The sequence below is a fragment of the Flavobacterium sp. CLA17 genome (genome assembly GCF_013112255.2).
Classification (GTDB): Bacteria; Bacteroidota; Bacteroidia; order Flavobacteriales; family Flavobacteriaceae; genus Flavobacterium; species Flavobacterium circumlabens.
Map to the genome: position 1 here is coordinate 4,659,363 of NZ_CP068294.1, position 18,537 is coordinate 4,677,899.

At 35.6% G+C, this 18,537-nt stretch carries 14 protein-coding genes; 9 read left to right on the forward strand and 5 right to left on the reverse strand.

Features of this window, described 5'->3' with window-relative positions; translation table 11 throughout:
- Nucleotides 1–189: 189 nt before the first annotated feature.
- Both HAV12_RS19105 and HAV12_RS19110 read right to left on the reverse strand, forming a co-directional pair.
- Nucleotides 190–1,149: a GSCFA domain-containing protein gene (locus tag HAV12_RS19105; protein WP_171571038.1), complete on the reverse strand. Its 960-nt coding sequence runs from the start codon at nt 1,147–1,149 to the stop codon at nt 190–192.
- Between the two features lie 22 nt (nt 1,150–1,171).
- Complete coding sequence (locus HAV12_RS19110; protein ID WP_370528466.1) at nt 1,172–1,510, reverse strand: GxxExxY protein; 339 nt, start codon at nt 1,508–1,510, stop codon at nt 1,172–1,174.
- A gap of 921 nt (nt 1,511–2,431) precedes the next feature.
- Between HAV12_RS19110 and HAV12_RS19115 the strand changes: the two genes are divergently transcribed.
- On the forward strand, nt 2,432–4,177 hold the full coding sequence (locus tag HAV12_RS19115; RefSeq protein ID WP_171571039.1) for an ABC transporter ATP-binding protein: 1,746 nt from the start codon (nt 2,432–2,434) through the stop codon (nt 4,175–4,177).
- Between the two features lie 155 nt (nt 4,178–4,332).
- Here the strand turns inward: HAV12_RS19115 and HAV12_RS19120 are convergent, their stop codons facing one another.
- On the reverse strand, nt 4,333–4,905 hold the full coding sequence (locus HAV12_RS19120) for a hypothetical protein (protein WP_171571040.1): 573 nt from the start codon (nt 4,903–4,905) through the stop codon (nt 4,333–4,335).
- A 50-nt stretch (nt 4,906–4,955) separates the two neighbouring features.
- Nucleotides 4,956–7,592, reverse strand: coding sequence for an alanine--tRNA ligase (alaS, locus tag HAV12_RS19125; RefSeq protein ID WP_171571041.1), 2,637 nt, complete (start codon nt 7,590–7,592; stop codon nt 4,956–4,958).
- A gap of 258 nt (nt 7,593–7,850) precedes the next feature.
- Here alaS and HAV12_RS19130 point away from each other — a divergent pair, with 258 nt between their 5' ends.
- From HAV12_RS19130 to HAV12_RS19165, 8 genes are all read left to right on the forward strand, one after another.
- The gene (locus HAV12_RS19130; RefSeq protein ID WP_171571042.1) at nt 7,851–8,828 is read left to right on the forward strand and encodes a M23 family metallopeptidase; all 978 of its coding nucleotides are present in this window, start codon (nt 7,851–7,853) and stop codon (nt 8,826–8,828) included.
- Nucleotides 8,829–8,877: 49 nt separating this feature from the next.
- On the forward strand, nt 8,878–9,210 hold the full coding sequence (locus HAV12_RS19135) for a MerR family transcriptional regulator (protein WP_127340335.1): 333 nt from the start codon (nt 8,878–8,880) through the stop codon (nt 9,208–9,210).
- Between the two features lie 41 nt (nt 9,211–9,251).
- A complete protein-coding gene (locus HAV12_RS19140) occupies nt 9,252–9,833 on the forward strand; it encodes a LemA family protein (RefSeq protein ID WP_171571043.1) in 582 nt (193 codons plus the stop codon).
- 147 nt (nt 9,834–9,980) lie between these two features.
- On the forward strand, nt 9,981–10,418 hold the full coding sequence (locus tag HAV12_RS19145) for a TPM domain-containing protein (protein ID WP_171571044.1): 438 nt from the start codon (nt 9,981–9,983) through the stop codon (nt 10,416–10,418).
- A gap of 4 nt (nt 10,419–10,422) precedes the next feature.
- Complete coding sequence (locus HAV12_RS19150) at nt 10,423–11,250, forward strand: YgcG family protein (protein WP_171571045.1); 828 nt, start codon at nt 10,423–10,425, stop codon at nt 11,248–11,250.
- A gap of 85 nt (nt 11,251–11,335) precedes the next feature.
- Nucleotides 11,336–11,749: an Rrf2 family transcriptional regulator gene (locus HAV12_RS19155; protein ID WP_047777994.1), complete on the forward strand. Its 414-nt coding sequence runs from the start codon at nt 11,336–11,338 to the stop codon at nt 11,747–11,749.
- A 237-nt stretch (nt 11,750–11,986) separates the two neighbouring features.
- Nucleotides 11,987–14,533 (forward strand): TonB-dependent receptor, encoded by a 2,547-nt coding sequence (locus tag HAV12_RS19160; RefSeq protein ID WP_171571046.1) that lies wholly within the window; start codon nt 11,987–11,989, stop codon nt 14,531–14,533.
- A 186-nt stretch (nt 14,534–14,719) separates the two neighbouring features.
- Nucleotides 14,720–15,457 carry a DUF2490 domain-containing protein gene (locus tag HAV12_RS19165; RefSeq protein ID WP_171571047.1) on the forward strand — a complete coding sequence of 246 codons (738 nt, stop codon included), beginning with the start codon at nt 14,720–14,722 and terminating at the stop codon, nt 15,455–15,457.
- 4 nt (nt 15,458–15,461) lie between these two features.
- On the opposite strand, the gene HAV12_RS19170 is transcribed toward HAV12_RS19165, so the two are convergent.
- The gene (locus HAV12_RS19170) at nt 15,462–18,221 is read right to left on the reverse strand and encodes an outer membrane beta-barrel protein (protein ID WP_171571048.1); all 2,760 of its coding nucleotides are present in this window, start codon (nt 18,219–18,221) and stop codon (nt 15,462–15,464) included.
- Nucleotides 18,222–18,537 lie beyond the last annotated feature (316 nt).

The window sequence follows — 18,537 nt, forward strand, 5'->3', positions numbered from 1 at the left end:
TTGCGTTAGTATAAAGGCTGTTTTATACAGCCTACAAAATTGTAAATTTTAAACTTTAACAATTTACATAATTACAGGCAATTATTCTAAAATTTCACTGCCAAATAGTTAATTTCTTACTTTTATTTTTACCATGAAAGCGCTAAGAAGCAACCATTTTTTTCTTTATATGGTAATTTTATTTGATTTTTAAAATCTAATGTGTGGTAATTTTTCTCCCAGAAGATTCATTCTTTGTTGCAGTTTGGCTAAGAATTTCTGATGTTGTTCAGATTCGGGATTGAAACTTCTGTGACGCAGGCTTTTTTGTATTTCTTCTACTTCCTGCATTGTTGAAATACTGTTTTCTGAAATATAATTTTCGCCAAATCTCTTCCAGATATAATCAATTGCGACCTGGTTGGGATGCAGCATATCTTCACCATAAAAACGATAATCGCGAAGCTCATCCAGCATGATTTCATAAGAAGGGAAATAATTATGAGTGATGAATTGTGAGTTATGAGTTTTTAAAACCTGATGAAGTGCTGTAAACAGATGTGATTTACTTAGCTGGTTTTCTGCAAAACCGTCTTTGATATGTCTGACTGGCGAAATGGTAAAAATGAAATTAATATTTGGATTTAAAGTCTGAGTTAAATCAATAGTATTTTGGATGCATTTCTGAATGGTCTCAACGGATAATAATTCTTTTGAGAATTGCTTTTGAGGTACTTTGTGGCAGTTGGCTACGATTTCGCTGCTTTCTGTATTTCGATAAATCCAGGAAGTTCCGTAGGTGATTATGACATGCGTTGCGTTGCTTAGCTGCTGAACCAGTGTTTTTGTAATCTGATTTAAGTTCTCTAACAATTCTTGTTTATCGGAATTACTCCAATCGGAATGTATGTCAAAACAATGCCAGCGCTCGTTATGAAAGAACACGTCTTTTTCGGTAAATAATTCCTGCTTGAACACCCTTTTTATTATTTTCTCAATTGAAACCGGATTGAAGATAATCCCAAACGGATTGGTATGGTTTTCAAACTTAAAATAGTCCAGTTTCTCGGCCATATTTACAGCAAAACAGGAACCTAAAGATATTACTTTCGAATTATAATCTATTGGATTATTGGTTTTAGAAATGGGCACCTGTGTTCTGAATTGCATGTTTTTTTACTTTTAAACAAAGTTAAAGATTACTAACGACTCTTTTAATGCCTAATTTGATAATTGGCACATTAAAATTAATTAACAGACCTAATTTCATTTTTGTAATCTTAAGATAGGTCAAAACTTGTTTACCATGAATTTCACCAATTTTTTCAACTGATTTGATTTCTAAAAGCACTTTATTTTCTACGATCAAATCTGCCCTAAAACCAATATCTAACTTTATTGTATTCCATGTGACGGGCAACGGCTTTTGTCTTTCAATTTGTAATCCTTTCCGGGTTGGCTCGTAGTATAAAATCGCTTCATAAACAGATTCTAACAGTCCGGGCCCTAGTTTAAATGTATTCTGTAGCAAGTATCGACCACTATAGCTGCAATTTCATTTTCTGTCATTTTATTTTTTCTTACAAAATTAAAGAAAAAACTTACTAAAAACTAAATTTCATGCAAAATTAATTATTTAAAAAATTACTTAAAGTCGCAAAGACACAAAGTTTTTATAAAGCTTTATTCTTAAAGCTGCTTTCTTTCTTTGCGACTTCGCGACTTTGCGTGATTAAATTATGCCCAACAAAAACAAAAACTTCGCTCTTGGAAACGTATGGATTTCACGCGAAGTCGCAAAGATGCAAAGTTTTTACAAAGCTTTATCTCAAAACTAACTTCTGTTACTTTGCGACTTCGCGACTTTGCGTGATTAAACTATGCCCAACAAAAACAAAAACTTCGCTCTGGAAGCGTATGGAATTTCACGCGAAGGCGCAAAGACGCAAAGTTTTGGTAAAGCTCTATCTCAAACTAACTTTTTTTACTTTGTGACTTCGTGACTTTACGTGATTAAAATATGCCCCAACAAAAATAGAATCTTCGCTCTGGAAGCGTATGCAATTTTACGCGAAGGCGTAAAGACGCAAAGTTTTGGTAAAGCTCTATCTCAAACTAACTTTTTTACTTTGCGACTTCGCGACTTTGCGTGATTAAAATATGCACCAACAAAAATAAAAACTTCGCTCTTGGAAACGTATGGATCTCACTCTAAGTCGCAAAGACGCAAAGTTTTTAAAAAGATCTATCTCAAACTAACTTCTTTTAATTTTCGACTTTGCGACTTTGCATAAAATAATTAAAACAGACTCTGCGTGAAATAAAATTAAAACAGGCTTAATTAAGAATTTCAAATTTCAAAATATAAAATTTAGTTTTTAATAACTAAAAGCAACTTTACAAAGACAAACAATTCACTACTTTTGCATCTCCAATAAATTTAAATTCACTTATGAAATTACTATATTCTTATATAATCAAACACAAAATGCTGTTGCTTTTTGCTTTGATTATGGCTACTATTAATATCTGTTTCAGCTTATCAGATTCAATCATCACCGGTAAATTAATGCAGGACTGCGGGGTTGGACTGGCGAAATACAAAGGAAATGAAATGGGTTTTATCAGGTCTTTAGCCTTCTGGCTGGGACTTTCCCTTGGTGCTGCCATGATTTCAAGAATCACCAAAAATTTTCAGGATTACTTTACCAATATTGTCATTCAGAGAACCGGGGCCCAGATGTATACGGACGGGATTAAAAAATCCCTGGATTTACCGTATGCTGAATTTGAAGATCAGCGAAGTGGTGAAACACTGAGCAAATTAACCAAAGTACGTTCTGATTCTGAAAAATTAATTACACTTTCGATCTCACTAATTTTTCAGACTATTATTGGGTTTGTCTTTGTAATTCTTTACGTTTCCCGAATTGATTATCGTATCTCTGTAATCTTTTTAATTACCGCACCAATTATTGCTTTGGTGAGTTCTTATCTGGGCAAGAAGATTAAAATTGTTTCCAAAAAAATTGTGAATCAAACCAATGCTTTGGCTGGTTCTACAACAGAAAGCTTAAGAAACATTGAACTTGTAAAAAGTCTCGGGTTAACCTATCAGGAAGAAAAACGTCTGAATTTAAACACCTTTAAAATTCTTCAGCTTGAATTGCAAAAAATCCGTTTCATCAGAAGTTTAAGTTTTATTCAGGGAACAACCGTTCATTTTTTAAGAACGTGTGTTGTTTTTACGTTGTATTATTTCTTATTTGGAGGGAAAATTATCGTGGGAGATTTACTGACCATGGTATTTTTTACTTTCTTTATTTTTGGCCCCCTTCAGGAGTTAGGGAATTTTATTATAGCCCTTAACGAGACTAAAGTTTCAATGGAAAACTTCAGGGTTCTTCTAAATGCTCCGAAAGAATTTCGCCCGAAAAGTCCAAAACATGTTGGAGCAATTCAGTCTTTGCTTTTTTCTAATGTAAGTTTCAAGCATAAAACTGCGAAATTTAAAGCTGTAGAAAATATTAATTTTGAAATAAAACAAGGCCAGACTGTGGCTTTCGTTGGCCCATCCGGATCCGGAAAAACTACTTTGGTGAAATTATTGGTAGGATTGTATGTTCCGGCAGAAGGGCAGGTACTTTATAATGATATTGATTCAACTGAAATTGATTTACTGGATTTACGAAAACAATTAGGTTTTGTTACTCAGGATGCACAATTATTTTCCGGAACGATTCGGGAGAATTTATTGTTTGTAAAACCAAATGCGACTGACGAAGATTTGTATGATGCCCTGAAAAGAGCAAGTTGTGAAAAATTGCTGAAACGTGCCGAAGATGGCTTAAATACGACAATTGGCGAGGGAGGAATTAAAGTTTCCGGCGGAGAGAAACAGCGTTTGTCTATTGCCCGCGCTATTTTAAGAAACCCGAACTTATTGATTTTTGATGAAGCAACTTCTGCGCTGGATTCCATAACGGAAGAAGAAATTAATGCAACCATCCGAAACATTTCAGATAAAAACAGAATTACGGTTTTAATCGCCCACAGGTTGTCTACCGTTATGCATGCTGACAGGATTTTTGTCTTAGAGCAGGGTAAAATTATAGAACAGGGTAAACACGAAGATCTAATCGTTGAAAGAGGTTTGTATTACGCAATGTGGCGTCAGCAGATTGGGGAAAGAAAGTAAAATTTTAAGGTGCTGAGTCACTAAGGTGCTAAGTTGCTGAGCTTTTTTAGGCTTGAAATACAAAACCCGACAGATTTTTAAAATCTGTCGGGTTTTTGAATATTAATAAAAAATTTAAAGTAAGCAGAGTCAAAGGTTTCTTAAGCTTCGCTGCTTTACTTTAATTGAATGGCTAAGTTTTTGGCGAGTTTTTCAAATGCACCAATTACTCTTTCATACTCATCTATTTCTATTGTTTTTTTCTCCATCCCAATCACTTTTTCAAAATGAACTACAAGTAGTTTTTTCGAATTAATGGTATCGATAAACTCAATTGTTACAGACAATTTAGCAGGTTCTAATGCATAACCCGGATAAATCCAGGTTAAATTCACCTTCATTAAATAGGGAGAATCAACAACAATTTTACGTTCTCCTTTTTTAAAATAATTATTAAAATAATTTATAAATGCCGGATTATAATATTGATCCCGGTTTGAAAACCAATCCCGTCTGAAAGCTGCAGCTTTTTCAGGATTAGCTTTTCTTTTTTCCATTTTTTCTTTTAAAAAGTCTTCTTCTGATTCAAAACCATGAACTTGAATATTTTCATAATTAAACGCTACGTTGAAGGATTTAATATCACTTATGTTTTCAAATCCCCCTTCATATATTTGATATCTTTGAGCATAACTAAATGATGTAAAAACAATTGAAAAAATAATAATTACTTTAATTTTTCTATACATAATTTTTAAGTCTTCAATTTAATATCCTGAAAAAGCTTTCAAATACTCTTTTATTTAATAAACTCAACTGCCTTAACTAAAGCTTCAGCAATTCCGTTAGCATTTTTACCTTTTCCTGATGCAAAAAATGGTTGTCCTCCTCCATTTCCTTCAATATACTTTCCTAATTCCTTAATCACAGCATTTGCATTTAAGCTTTTGCCTGCTACCAATTCTTTAGCAATATAACAGTGAATGTTTGGCAAACCGTCTTCTACTGAAGCCAGGAACACAAACGAATCTGCTTTTGAACTTCCTAAAGCCGAAGCTAAATCTTTTGTCGAAGCCATGCTTAAATCTACTTGTTTGGCAAGGAAATTTACGCCGTTTATTTCCTGAAAATCTTTTTCAAGTTCCGTTTTTAAGGCTCCAACTTTTTCCTTAAGCAACTGCTCAATTTGTTTTTTCAGTTTCGCATTATCATCCTGCAAAGAAGCCACTGATTTTAAAATATCCTGTGGATTTTTTAATGTTTCTTTTATTTCAGCTAAAATATTCTCCTGATTTTGATAGAAATCTTTTACGGCATCACCTGTAATCGCCTCAATACGACGAATTCCAGCTGCAACTGCACCTTCAGAAATGATTTTGAAATGCCAGATTTCTGCTGTGTTTTTTACGTGAATTCCACCGCAAAGTTCTTTACTCTCACCAAATTCAATCATACGGACATTATCTCCGTATTTCTCTCCAAATAAAGCCATTGCACCTTTATCCAATGCTTCTTTAATCGGAATATTTCTGTGTTCTACCAATTGCAATTGTGCCTCAATCTGCGCATTTACACTTGCTTCAACCTGACGCAACTCCTCATCTGAAACTTTAGAAAAATGTGAAAAGTCAAAACGTAAATAGTTCGGATTTACCAGGGATCCTTTTTGCTCTACGTGAGTACCTAGAAGGTTTCTCAAAGCCAAATGCATTAAATGCGTAGCCGAGTGATTTTTAGAAGTTGAACCTCTCAAATCGGTATTTACTTTTGCTGTAAAACCAGCCTCAATATTTTCCGGCAATTGTTTTGCAAAATGCAGAATCAGGTTATTTTCTTTTTTTGTATCAATGATTTCGATAGTCTCATTGGCAGAAACCAACGTTCCCTTATCTCCAACCTGACCTCCGCCTTCCGGATAGAATGGCGTGTTGTCTAAAACAATCTGGTATAGAATTCCGTCTTTTTTACTGTCAACTTTACGAATTCTGGTAATCTTTACGTCATTCTCTAACTGATCATAACCCACAAAAGTCTCTACATTTCCCGGAATTAAAACCGACCAGTCTTCCGTTGAAACTTCTGAAGCGGCACGCGAACGATTTTTTTGTTCCTGCATTGATGCATCAAATTCCGCTTCGTTTAAAGACATATTTTTTTCTTTCAAAATCAAGGCAGTCAAATCTTTTGGAAAACCAAAAGTATCATACAATTCAAATGCTTTTGCTCCTGAAACTTCAGCGCCTTTCGTTTGCGCAATTACATTATCCAACAACTGTAACCCCTGATCTAAAGTCCTTAAAAAAGAAGCTTCCTCTTCACGGATTACGTTTGTAACCAATTGCTGTTGTGCTTTTATTTCCGGGAAAAATTCTCCCATCTGATTGGCTAAAACCTCTACCAATTTATTGATAAACGGCTCTTTGGTGTTTAAAAATGTAAATCCGTAACGAATCGCACGACGCAAAATTCTGCGAATCACATAACCCGCTCCTGTGTTTGATGGCAATTTTCCGTCTGCAATTGCAAACGCTACCGCACGAACGTGATCTACAATTACACGAATGGCAATATTGGTTTTGTTTTGTTCTTCGCTGATGTTTTTAATTTCATCAGAAGTATATTTTAATCCCGTAATTTGTTCTACTTTTTCGATAAGAGGTGTAAAAACATCGGTATCATAATTAGACGTTTTTCCCTGTAATGCCATACACAAACGCTCAAATCCCATTCCGGTATCCACGTGCTGTGCAGGAAGTTTCTCTAATGAACCATCCGCTTTACGGTTGAATTCCATGAATACATTATTCCAGATTTCAACTACCTGCGGGTGATCATTATTGACAAGGCTTTTTCCTGAAACCTGTGCTTTTTCTTCTTCAGAACGTAAATCAACGTGAATTTCAGAACAAGGTCCGCAAGGTCCCTGATCGCCCATTTCCCAGAAATTGTCTTTTTTATTTCCAAGGATAATACGGTCTTCATCGATTAATGTTTTCCAGATATCCCATGCTTCCTGATCGAAAGGCACATTATCTTCTTTACTTCCCTCAAAAACAGAAACATAAAGATTTTCTTTTGGAATCTTATAAACTTCTGTAAGTAATTGCCAAGCCCAATTGATCGCTTCTTTTTTGAAATAATCTCCAAAAGACCAGTTACCAAGCATTTCAAACATGGTATGGTGATAGGTATCAAAACCTACATCCTCAAGATCGTTATGTTTTCCTGAAACACGAAGACATTTTTGCGTATCGGCTATTCTTTTACTTTTTGGTGTTCCGTTTCCTAAAAAGTATTCTTTAAACTGGGCCATTCCCGAGTTGTTGAACATAAGGGTTGGATCGTCTTTAAGAACGATTGGAGCAGATGGAACGATTAAGTGTCCGTTGCTCTTGAAAAAGTCTAGAAATTGTTTACGTACGTCTTGTGATTTCATATTTTATTAATGTGCCAATTTGAAAATGTGCCAATTAGATAATTACTGAATATGCTAATTTGAAAATGTAAAAATTTTAAATTAAAAAACTTACGTCCTTAAACAATAAATCATCCAATTCATACATTATCTAATTATCAAATTAACTCAATTATCTAATTATTTTATTCTTGAAAAAAAGCGGCGAACAACTGAAACATTTATTAAATTTGTTCGACTAACAATTTTACAAGCTGCAAAAATAGGGTATTTTAAAATATGGCGAAAGTAAAATATTATTACGACTCAGAAAATCTGGCTTATACAAAAATAAAAACCAGAAAGAGAATCAAAATCGGTTATGCTTTGTTGTTTTTACTGGCCTCAGCGCTGTTTGGATTTTTAGTTTTCGTTCTTTTGGTTAACACTCCTTATTTTGAAACTCCAAAAGATCGTCTGCAGTCACGTGAAATTGAAAATTTGAAGTTGCAGTATTCGATTCTGAATAAAAAAATGGATGAAATTAATGAGGTAACGGAAGCGATAGAAGACCGGGATAATAATATTTACAGGGTTTATTTTAACAAAGCTTCAATTCCCGATTCTATACGAAAATCAGGTTTTAAGGACCTGAAGCGATATAAAGATTTAGAAGGCTATAACAATTCGCAACTGGTACTGAATACGACCAAACGAATTGATAAACTTTCGAAACAATTGGCCATTCAGTCCAAATCACTGGATGAGATTTTGAAATTGGCGAGTGTCAAAGGAAATTTGCTTTTGGCAATTCCTGCCATTCAGCCAGTCCGAAATGAAAATTTAAAACGGGTTGCTTCAGGATTCGGGTATCGAATTGATCCTTTCACGAAGGTGCGAAAAATGCATAACGGAATGGATTTCACGGCCAGTACAGGCTCTCCCGTGTATGCAACAGGTGATGGTGTCGTGGCAAGAGCTGACAATACAGCGTCAGGTTTTGGAAATCATGTGGTCATCAGGCATGGTTTTGGATATGAAAGTCTGTACGCGCATTTAAGCAAATACAACTGCAGAACCGGACAGCATGTCAAAAGAGGCGATGTAATTGGCTATGTAGGAAGCACAGGGCGTTCTGAAGGCCCTCATTGCCATTATGAAGTGCATAAAGATGGAAAAGTGGTGAATCCGCTGAATTTTTATTACGGAAATATTTCGGCAGTAGAATACGTTGCCATTTCACATATGGCCAATCAGGAAAACCAGTCATTAGATTAACACTGCAAAAAGTAGTAAGTTTGAAGTAAAATACAGAAAAATATAAATCATGCATATTGAGCTTTCTAAAGATAAAAGATATTTCAGCATTGGCGAAGTTGCCAAAGCCTTTAATGTCAACGCATCTTTGATCCGATTTTGGGATAGCGAATTCGATATTCTGAAACCTAAAAAGAATGCAAAAGGCAACAGGATGTTTACACCGGATGATATTACCAATTTACAGTTGATTTATCATTTGGTAAAAGAACGTGGTTTTACACTTGAAGGAGCCAAGACCCATTTGAAGGAAGGACAAAAGAAAACATTAGATAAATTCGAAATAATACGTAAATTAGAGTCCATAAAAACACAATTAACAGAAATCAAAAACGAATTATAACATAATTATTAAAATTAGAAACCAACTTAAATCAAACAAATATGAAAAAATGGTTAATCCCCGTAGGAATTATTGTAGCACTAGTTGCTATTATCGCTTTTTGGTCAATTGGAATTAAAAACACCGGATTAAAGTACAATCAGGCAGTGAATAAAGAATGGGGAAATGTACAAACGGCATACCAACGAAGAAATGATCTTATCGGGAATTTAGTAAATACGGTAAAAGGTGCTGCTGATTTCGAAAAATCAACTTTAACAGCAGTTATTGAAGCCCGTGCAAAAGCAACATCGGTAACAATTGACCCAAGTAATGTAACACCGGAACAATTAGCACAATTTAATCAGGCTCAAAGTGGAGTTTCTTCCTCTTTATCAAGATTATTGGTTTCTGTAGAGCAATATCCAACACTAAAGGCAAACGAAAATTTCCTTAAATTACAGGACGAATTAGCCAGTACGGAAAATCAGATTCTAACAGCGAGAACACGTTTCAATGAAACAGTTCAGGAATATAACGGTTACATCCTTTCTATACCAAACAAATGGTTCTTAGATTACAAAGAAAAACCATATTTCGAAGCCGTTACAGGTGCTGACAAACCAGTCGAAGTAAAATTCTAAGGTTAGATTCTTAGATTTTTAGACTTCTTAGAAAAATTAGATTAGAAGTTTGTAAATCTGCTTTTAAAAATCAAATAAGATAGTATCGATTAATTCTTTTAGAACTTTATTCTAACAAGAATTAATCTTCATTTAAAAATAATTTCAATGTCAAAAGTAGAAGATTTTTTAACCAAGGATGAAGAACTAATAATTGTTGAAGCGATTCGCGTGGCCGAAAAAAATACTTCTGGCGAAATTAGAGTACATATAGAAAAAACTAGTTCTAAAGCTCCGTTTGAAAGAGCTTTAGAACTTTTTCATGAATTAAAAATGGATGAAACCCAATTACAAAACGGGGTTTTATTTTATTTTGCTGTCGAAGACCAAAGCTTTGCCATTTGCGGCGATAAAGGCATAAATGATGCTGTTGCCGATGATTTTTGGGATTGTACAAAAGATGCAATGACAGAACAATTTAAATTAGGAAATTTCAAACAAGGCATTGTTGATGGGATCCTGAATGCAGGCGAGCAATTGAAAAAATATTTTCCGTGGTCTGACGGCGATACAAACGAATTATCTAACGAAATCTCAAAAGGTTAAATAAATGAAAATTTTCCCAAACAAAACATCCAATTCAAAAGGAATTTTTCAATTATCCTTTCTGTTTATAGCCTTTTTTACCTCTACTTGTATTTTTGCACAATTTACAATTCCGGAAAAACCAAGTTTTCAGACGTCAGTTTATGACTATGCCAACGTTTTAAGTAAAACGGAAAAAGCACAATTAGAAGAAAAGCTTATACGATATTCTGACTCTACCACCACTCAAATAGTTGTCATTACCATTGAGAGCCTAAAGGGTGAAGATGTCAGCCAGTTAGCAACCAAATGGGGACAAACCTGGGGAATTGGAGGAACAGCAAAAGAAGACAACGGGGTTATTATTTTATTGGCTAAAGCTGAAAAGAAAATAGCGATTAATCCAGGCTACGGAGTTGAAGATCGTTTAACAGCCGGACTTGGAGGAACTATAATTCGAAATATCATTATTCCGGAATTTAAAGCCGGAAGTTTTTACAACGGACTGGACAAAGGAACTGATGCTATAATCGATGTCTTTAAAGGAAAATTCAAAGGAGAGCGAAAACAAGCCAAAGGCAAAAGTTTCCCCATATTGCCCTTTATCATAATTGTTGTAATTGTATTAATTTTACTGTCCCGAAATAAACGAGGCGGAGGAGGAAATTCAGGCAATAATGGCGGAGGTCCGAGCCTGATGGATGTAATTCTGTTAAGTAGTCTTGGCAGAAGCAGTGGCGAAGGCGGATTCGGTGGCTTCGGAGGCGGATCATCAGGTGGTGGCGGTGGAGGCTTCGGCGGTGGTTTTGGCGGCGGAGGTTTCTCAGGTGGAGGCTCTAGCGGAGGCTGGTAGGGTTTTAGTCGCAGTATTCAGTCACGGTTTACAGTCGCAGTCGAAAACTTATAATTCATAATTTATAATTCATAATTCAATACAGATGTTATCACATAAAGCAAAATATGCCCTTAAAGCCTTACTTTATTTAGCAGAACAGGACGAAAATCACATTTCTAAAACAATAGAAATTGCTGATGGTGCCAACATTCCCAAAAAGTTTTTAGAGCAGATTTTACTGGATCTGAAACGAGGGCGTTTTGTGAGCAGTAAGCAGGGAAAATTTGGCGGATATTATCTGATAAAATCTAAAAATGATATTACTTTGGCTGAAATTCATCGTTTATTTGACGGTGCAATTGCGCTTTTACCTTGTGCTTCGTTAAACTTTTACGAACCCTGCTCCGACTGTAAAACTGAGTCAGAATGCAGCCTACATCATGGTTTAGTGCTTATTAGGGACAAAACTTTAAAAGCTATGGAAGGGATCACTATTGCCTCACTGGTGAAGAAATAAAAAAATATCTTCTAAACTATACTATATTTATAGAATTTATATATATTTGCAAAAAAAATTAACAAACAATTCCAAAATTCTAACCTATGAAAGTACATTCCAGTCTGTCAGATGTATTGAAAAATCTTTTGCAAAACAGTCAATTCACAACAGTGAAAAACCATTCTTCTTTAATGTGTATGTGTTGGTAAAAAAAATTTAATTTAAATTCTACTAATTACATATACTTAATATAAAATGAAAACATCTATAAAAAATATACTTACACTATTGTCTTTTTTAACCTTCTCTATCGCATTCGCTCAAAACATAGAAGGTGTCGTAACAACAAATGAAAATATACCTTTGGAAGCTGCCAATGTTGTAATAAAAGGAACAACTTTCAGTACCATTACAGATGCCAGCGGAAAATTCAGCATCAATACACAGGGAAGGCTTCCCCTGACGCTTTTAATTCAATACACAGGTTACACAACAGCAGAATACAATGTTTCTACTTTACCGGCAACTCCTTTACTGGTAACTCTTAACGAAGAAAATAAACTGGTAGAAGTAGTCGTTTCTTCAAGACGCCGTATCGAAAAAGTTCAGGATGTGCCAATTGCCGTTTCGGTTATTACGGGTAAACAGGCTGAGCAAACGGGTGCTTTTAACGTAAATCGTATTAAGGAACTGGTACCATCTGTTCAATTGTACTCTTCAAATCCAAGAAATACAGGAATCAATATCAGAAGTTTAGGTTCACCTTTCGGACTTACCAATGACGGAATAGATCCTGGTGTTGGTTTTTATGTGGACGGTGTTTATTATGCCCGTCCGGCTGCCACAACACTTGATTTTATCGATATCGAACAAATTGAGGTATTACGCGGACCACAAGGATCGTTATTTGGTAAAAACACGACTTCGGGAGCTTTTAATATTACGACACGTAAACCAAGTTTTACCTCTGGTGCAGACTTTGAAGTGAGTTACGGAAATTATGCTTTTTTACAGGCAAAAGCCTCTTTTACAGGAGCTTTGGGTAAAAAAATAGCGGGTCGTTTGTCTTTTTCAGGCACACAACGTGACGGTCTAATTGATAATGTCGCTACAGGAAGAGCTACCAATACACTCAATAATCAGGGAATCAGAGGGCAATTGCTTTATACTCCTACAGAAAATACAAATATTATACTGGCAGCAGACATTACAACACAGCGTCCTGACGGATATGCACAGGTTGTTGCGGGTGTTGCTCCTACTCAACGTGCTCCTTACCGCCAATTTAATGCAATTATAGCTGATTTAAATTACCAATTACCAAGTCAGAATGCTTTCGACCGTAAAATTGATCATGATACGCCTTGGCGTTCCGGACAGGATATGGGCGGTATTTCTCTTAACATTGATACTAAAATCGGAAGTGGAACACTTACGTCTACTACGGCCTGGCGTTTTTGGAATTGGGATCCTTCAAATGACAGGGATTTTACAGGATTGCAGGTATTGGCCTTATCTCAAAACCCTACAAGACAGACACAATTTACACAAGAAGTTCGTTATGCAGGTCAGCTTAGCTCCAAATTGAGCGGCGTTGTGGGTGTCTTCTTTATTGATCAGACTTCACAAACCAATGGTACCGAAGAATCCGGAAATGCACAATGGAGATTCTCTCAAAGTTCTACAAGCAATTTATGGAAAACTCCGGGTCTTTTTGAAGGATACGGAATCAAAACAGATGCCCGCATAAGAGCATCAAGTGCAGCCGTATTTGGCCAATTGGACTGGGCTATTACAGAACGTTTACATGTACTGCCAGGTTTACGTTATAACTTTGATAAAAAAGATGCAGATTACACCCGTACCACTTACGGAGGATTACAAACAACAGATCCGGCATTACTTGCTTTGAAAAAACAAGTGTACAGCGACCAGGCTTTTGCATCAAATACAGACAATACCGATTTCTCCGGAAACTTAACAGTTTCTTTTAAAGCTACAGACAAAATCAATGCTTATGCTACTTTTGCAAAAAGTTACAAACCGGTTGGTGTCAATGTAGCGGGACTTCCAACCAATTCAGCTGGTGCTCCTTTATTGGAACTTGCCGTAATTAAACCGGAAGAAGTAAATCATTATGAAGTTGGCGTAAAAACGTCTCCTTTTAAAAACTCAATTTTTAATTTAACGTTCTTTAATACGGACATTAAAAATTTCCAAACTAACGTTCAGGCAGCAGAATTAGGTGTCAATCGTGGTTATCTTGCCAATGCTGATAAAGTTCGTGTAAGAGGTGCTGAACTGGATGCGAGTTTTGTAGTGAGCCAGCATTTAACGATCAATGGAGCCGCAACTTATACAGACGGTACATATGTGAAGTTTACCAATGCACCGCTTCCTTTAGAAGAAACAGGAGCTTCAGTAGCCTTTAAAGACGTTTCAGGAACTAATTTACCTGGTGCATCAAAATGGGCAGGATCTTTAGGCGGTGAACTTTCTGATAATGCCCGATTCTTCGGAAATGCGGGTAAAGTTTTCGTAGCAGTTGATTCTTATGCTCGTTCTGAATTTTCATCAAGTCCTTCTGCTTCAAAATATTTAGTAGTTCAGGGATATGCTCTTTTTAATGCGCGTCTGGGTTTCCGTGCTTCTCAGGGATTATCAGTTCAGTTCTGGGGACGTAACCTTCTGAACAAGGATTATTATGAGCAATTATTACCTGCAGGAGGAAATACAGGACAATATGCAGGTGTTTTAGGCGATCAAAGAACGTACGGAATCACTTTAAAATATTCTCTGTAAACAATTTTGTTTTTTTGTTAATAGCAATTAACGGGATGCGTGATCTAAAACGTATCCCGTTTTTTTATAAGAGATCTGTATTGAAAATCACAAAATAGCTTTCAAAACGAATTTAAAAACCTATCTTAATTTCTGTAAATACTTTCGGGTTTGCCTATATTCGCAGCCTGAATTTATACAGATTAGATGAAAATCCTCCAAATAGTATTCCTTTTAGGGTTTACAAGTCCCTTTTTGCTGGCTCAGACAAAGACGGATCAACAAACCCTGACCTGGATTCGGTACTACAATATCTTTCCTCTAACCGAAAAATGGGCCATTCACTCTGAGTTTGACAATCGCAGTTTTGTCAATCCTGTTCATGAAAATCTTTTTGTGATACGTATTCAGGGTCGTTACAGAGCCACTAAAATAATAGATTTAGGCGGTGGATTTGCTTATTTTAATGTCAACACTCAAGATCCCTATACCGATCCAAATTTTTCAGTTCCGGAATACCGGGGCCAGCAGGATATTACCTTTATTACTGATAAAGCAAAAATCACTTTCCATAACCGTCTACAGCTTGAAGAACGTTTTATTCAAAAAGCGACTAAAACGGAACTACTGGACGATTATTCTTTTTCTCTTCGATTCAGATACCGATTACAGTCGATGTTTACACTTTGGGAAAAAGACAAACGCAGCATAAAAGGAACTATTTCTGATGAAATTTTATTCAATTACGGGAAAGACAATAAAAGAAATACCTTCGACCAGAACCGTATTTATGCTGCTTTACGCTATCATTTCAATCCCAATATCGGATTAGAACTGGGCTATTTAAAAAGCTTTCAGAGACGTTCAAGCGGTATCGATTTTTACGATCGTGACATTATCCGATTTACTGTTTATCATCGGATTAACCGAAAAACAAAAGCTTAAATTTTTACATTTCTCTTTGTCTTCTTTTTGATTCTTTTTCTTTCGAGGCAAAATTTCCAATTTTATAAGACAAGGAAAACATTACATATCTTTTTAGAACGGTATTCTCTTCATCCCGAATTGAGGTTGCAGAAATGGTTCTTACAGCACTCTGATTTTGATTCAGGATATCATATACTTTTACTTTTGCGTAGATTTTTTTATCAAAAAAGCCATACGACAAACTGGTATTCCATAAGAAAAAATCTTTCTTGAAATTACCTGAAATATTTGAATTGTAATTGTAACCGAAATCATTTCCAAAAATCAGATTGGCCGGCCAGTAGGAAGTCGTCTGCAAATTGATTCTGTGTACTACATTTGAACTCGCGTCCCTGGTAAAGTTCTCATATTTGGTTTCATTATAAGATAAACTGTACGATGGCGAAATCGTGAGCAAATCTCCGTATTCGTAAGTCAGGTAAACTCTTGGCGTTACTGCTGTAGATTTAGCCGTATAAACGACTGCATTTGTATATCCTTTATCAAAGGAATAACTTCCGTTGATTCCAAAGCCGTATCTCAAAGCGTGAGCATCTCTTTTTACAGACTGATTCCAATTGGCACCAACGGAAGCAATATAAGTTCCGGAAATATTGGCATAGGTTGTTGTTCTTTTTCCGCTATCATCGTAAATAGAAGTAGAAACTACATCATTATTGTAGTAATCCCCCTTTACATATAAGCTATAACCGGATCGCGTACGGAAATCGAAATTTTTAAAATCGATACTGGCCGTATTTTTTTCAATCGGATCCAGATCCGGGTTACCAATTAAGGTATTTAACGGATTCGTCAGATTCAGCACCGGCATTAACTGAACTGCAGACGGAAGTGCGTTCGAATAATCGTATCTAAATGTCAGGTTTTTTGATCGGCTGAATTTATATCGAAGCTGAAGGTTTCCAAAAGGCAAAGCATATTTTTTATTCAGATCGGTCTCCTTATTTTGGTATAAAGAGTAATTATCATAACCGATAATTGACGTTTTCGAATTCATGTTCAGGGTGAATTTACTTTTCTGCCACGTAATCCCAAATTTAGGACTTACCGAATTTTGACTTGAAGTGGTATAATTCGTCAGCGATTCATTCAAATCCGAATAAGAATCTGTTGCTGCGTTAAAATTGAACGTTTTAGCATCGTTTACGCTACTTGCCCAATCCAGATTAGAACCAAATCTAATTCTGAGCGAATCCGTAACGGGTTCTGTGTATTCCACATCAAAAGAATACGAATCAGAACTGCTGTTATTTTTGCTGTTCTGGTTTCTTTCATCATTTGGTTTGTTGTCCTGATAAAAAATGGTCTCAGAAACATTAAATCCGTTTGAATCACTTCTTGAATTGCTGTTGTTGAAAACCAAACTCAGGTTACGTGCTGCTTTCTCAAAAGTTTTATTGAAATTAATACTATTGGAAAAATTGGTGTTTGAGCTTTCGTTGTACGAATCTGCAGTACTTTCGTTTAAAGACTGTCCATTTTCATCTTCCGAAAAAGTGGAAGACGACGACTTGCTGTTAGCATGTGATTCATTCAGTTTCGGAGCCACAACCAGTCGGGTTGTCGGGTTGATTTTATATTCTAATTCAAAATTAGCATTATTCCCGGTGTTTTCATTTCTCGTTTTGGAATCTGCAGCTGTCAGGATATTTCCTGTTGGCAAAAAACTAATCTGATTGGACTTGCTTTCGTTTTTATTAACCGAATTCGAAAAATTATAACTGCTCATAAATTCCAAATCTTCCGTCCAGTCATCTGAATAATTAATTCCGGCCAGATTCGATTGTGTAATTCCTTTCCCGCTTCCGGAACCTGAACCCTTAGAACTAGTCTTACTATTTCTTCCGCCACCCATATTATCAAATACCTCATCTTGCGAAAATCCCGTAGAGTTGATATTATTGGAGGAGGCCAGAACACTTATCTTTTGTTTGTTTTTAAAGAAGTTCAGAATCAGACTGCTTTCATAACGATCGTCAGAGCCATATCCGCCGAGGATTTTCCCAAAGAATCCTTTATTTTTCTTTTCGTCGATAGTGATATTAATGCTCGAATAATCTGAAGTTGATTCCTGCTTAGAGAGTTCTTCTTTTTTAGTCTTAAAATCCGAAACCTGAATTTTCTTTATGATTTCCGCAGGCAGATTTTTTAAGGCAATCGCGCCATCTTTATCAAAAAAAGTCTTTCCGTTCACCAGAAGCTGTGTCACTTCCCTTCCGTTTACGGTTATTTTGCCATCGTTATCCACATCAAAGCCGGGCAATTGTTTCAATAAGGTTTCTACATTAGAATCCGGACGTACTTTGTAGGAAGCGGCATTAAATTCTAAAGTATCTTTTTTGATGGTAATGGGAGGTGCTTCTGTTTTGATGACCACATTATCAAGGGCGTTTACACTTTCAAGCAGGTATAATTTCCCAAAATCCTTACTTTCCAAAAGTTCCTTTTGTTCTTCAACCAAAGGCTGATATCCCATATAATTCACTTTTAAGAAAACCGGTTTTTCAATTTTTTTAGTATTAATCCTGAAAACGCCATTCTTATCCGTAGTAGCATATTCAAGTACAGTAGAATCTTTTACGGTTGTAAAATACACGGTAGCCATTTCGAGAGGCAATTGTGTATTGATATCAATTATAGTCCCTTTAATAGTAATATCATTTTGAGCACTTGCAGAAAAATAGGCTAGAAAAAAGAATACAAGGTAAGACAGTCTGGTCATAAGATAATTGATTTGAATAGTAAGACTACAAAAAAAAGAAAAGGTTTAATTATGACTTTAACATTTATTTAAGCCTTCTGAAAAGACATTTGAAAAACTCTTTTGAAAATCTTTTTCGCCTAATGCAATTTCAATATAAAAACCTGAAAAACAATATTTTAAATCACTAAAAAAGGGGGAAATTGCCCGATTAAAAACGGTATTTAGCCTGATCTCTATTGTATCAAAATACAGAACCTTTGTTATCAATAATTTAAAAAAATAAGGAGCGTTCAGAAAATCCTAAAAAGAGTATGACAGAAAAGTCGAAAACTGA

Bases quoted from the DNA above. Each gene is read 5' to 3' on its own strand.
- HAV12_RS19150 (WP_171571045.1), top strand. From the start codon at position 10,423: ATGAAAATTTTCCCAAACAAAACATCCAATTCAAAAGGAATTTTTCAA.
- HAV12_RS19135 (WP_127340335.1), top strand. From the start codon at position 8,878: ATGCATATTGAGCTTTCTAAAGATAAAAGATATTTCAGCATTGGCGAA.
- HAV12_RS19130 (WP_171571042.1), top strand. From the start codon at position 7,851: ATGGCGAAAGTAAAATATTATTACGACTCAGAAAATCTGGCTTATACA.
- HAV12_RS19145 (WP_171571044.1), top strand. From the start codon at position 9,981: ATGTCAAAAGTAGAAGATTTTTTAACCAAGGATGAAGAACTAATAATT.
- HAV12_RS19120 (WP_171571040.1), bottom strand. From the start codon at position 4,905: ATGTATAGAAAAATTAAAGTAATTATTATTTTTTCAATTGTTTTTACA.
- HAV12_RS19160 (WP_171571046.1), top strand. From the start codon at position 11,987: ATGAAAACATCTATAAAAAATATACTTACACTATTGTCTTTTTTAACC.
- HAV12_RS19115 (WP_171571039.1), top strand. From the start codon at position 2,432: ATGAAATTACTATATTCTTATATAATCAAACACAAAATGCTGTTGCTT.
- HAV12_RS19165 (WP_171571047.1), top strand. From the start codon at position 14,720: ATGAAAATCCTCCAAATAGTATTCCTTTTAGGGTTTACAAGTCCCTTT.
- alaS (WP_171571041.1), bottom strand. From the start codon at position 7,592: ATGAAATCACAAGACGTACGTAAACAATTTCTAGACTTTTTCAAGAGC.
- HAV12_RS19105 (WP_171571038.1), bottom strand. From the start codon at position 1,149: ATGCAATTCAGAACACAGGTGCCCATTTCTAAAACCAATAATCCAATA.
- HAV12_RS19140 (WP_171571043.1), top strand. From the start codon at position 9,252: ATGAAAAAATGGTTAATCCCCGTAGGAATTATTGTAGCACTAGTTGCT.
- HAV12_RS19155 (WP_047777994.1), top strand. From the start codon at position 11,336: ATGTTATCACATAAAGCAAAATATGCCCTTAAAGCCTTACTTTATTTA.
- HAV12_RS19170 (WP_171571048.1), bottom strand. From the start codon at position 18,221: ATGACCAGACTGTCTTACCTTGTATTCTTTTTTCTAGCCTATTTTTCT.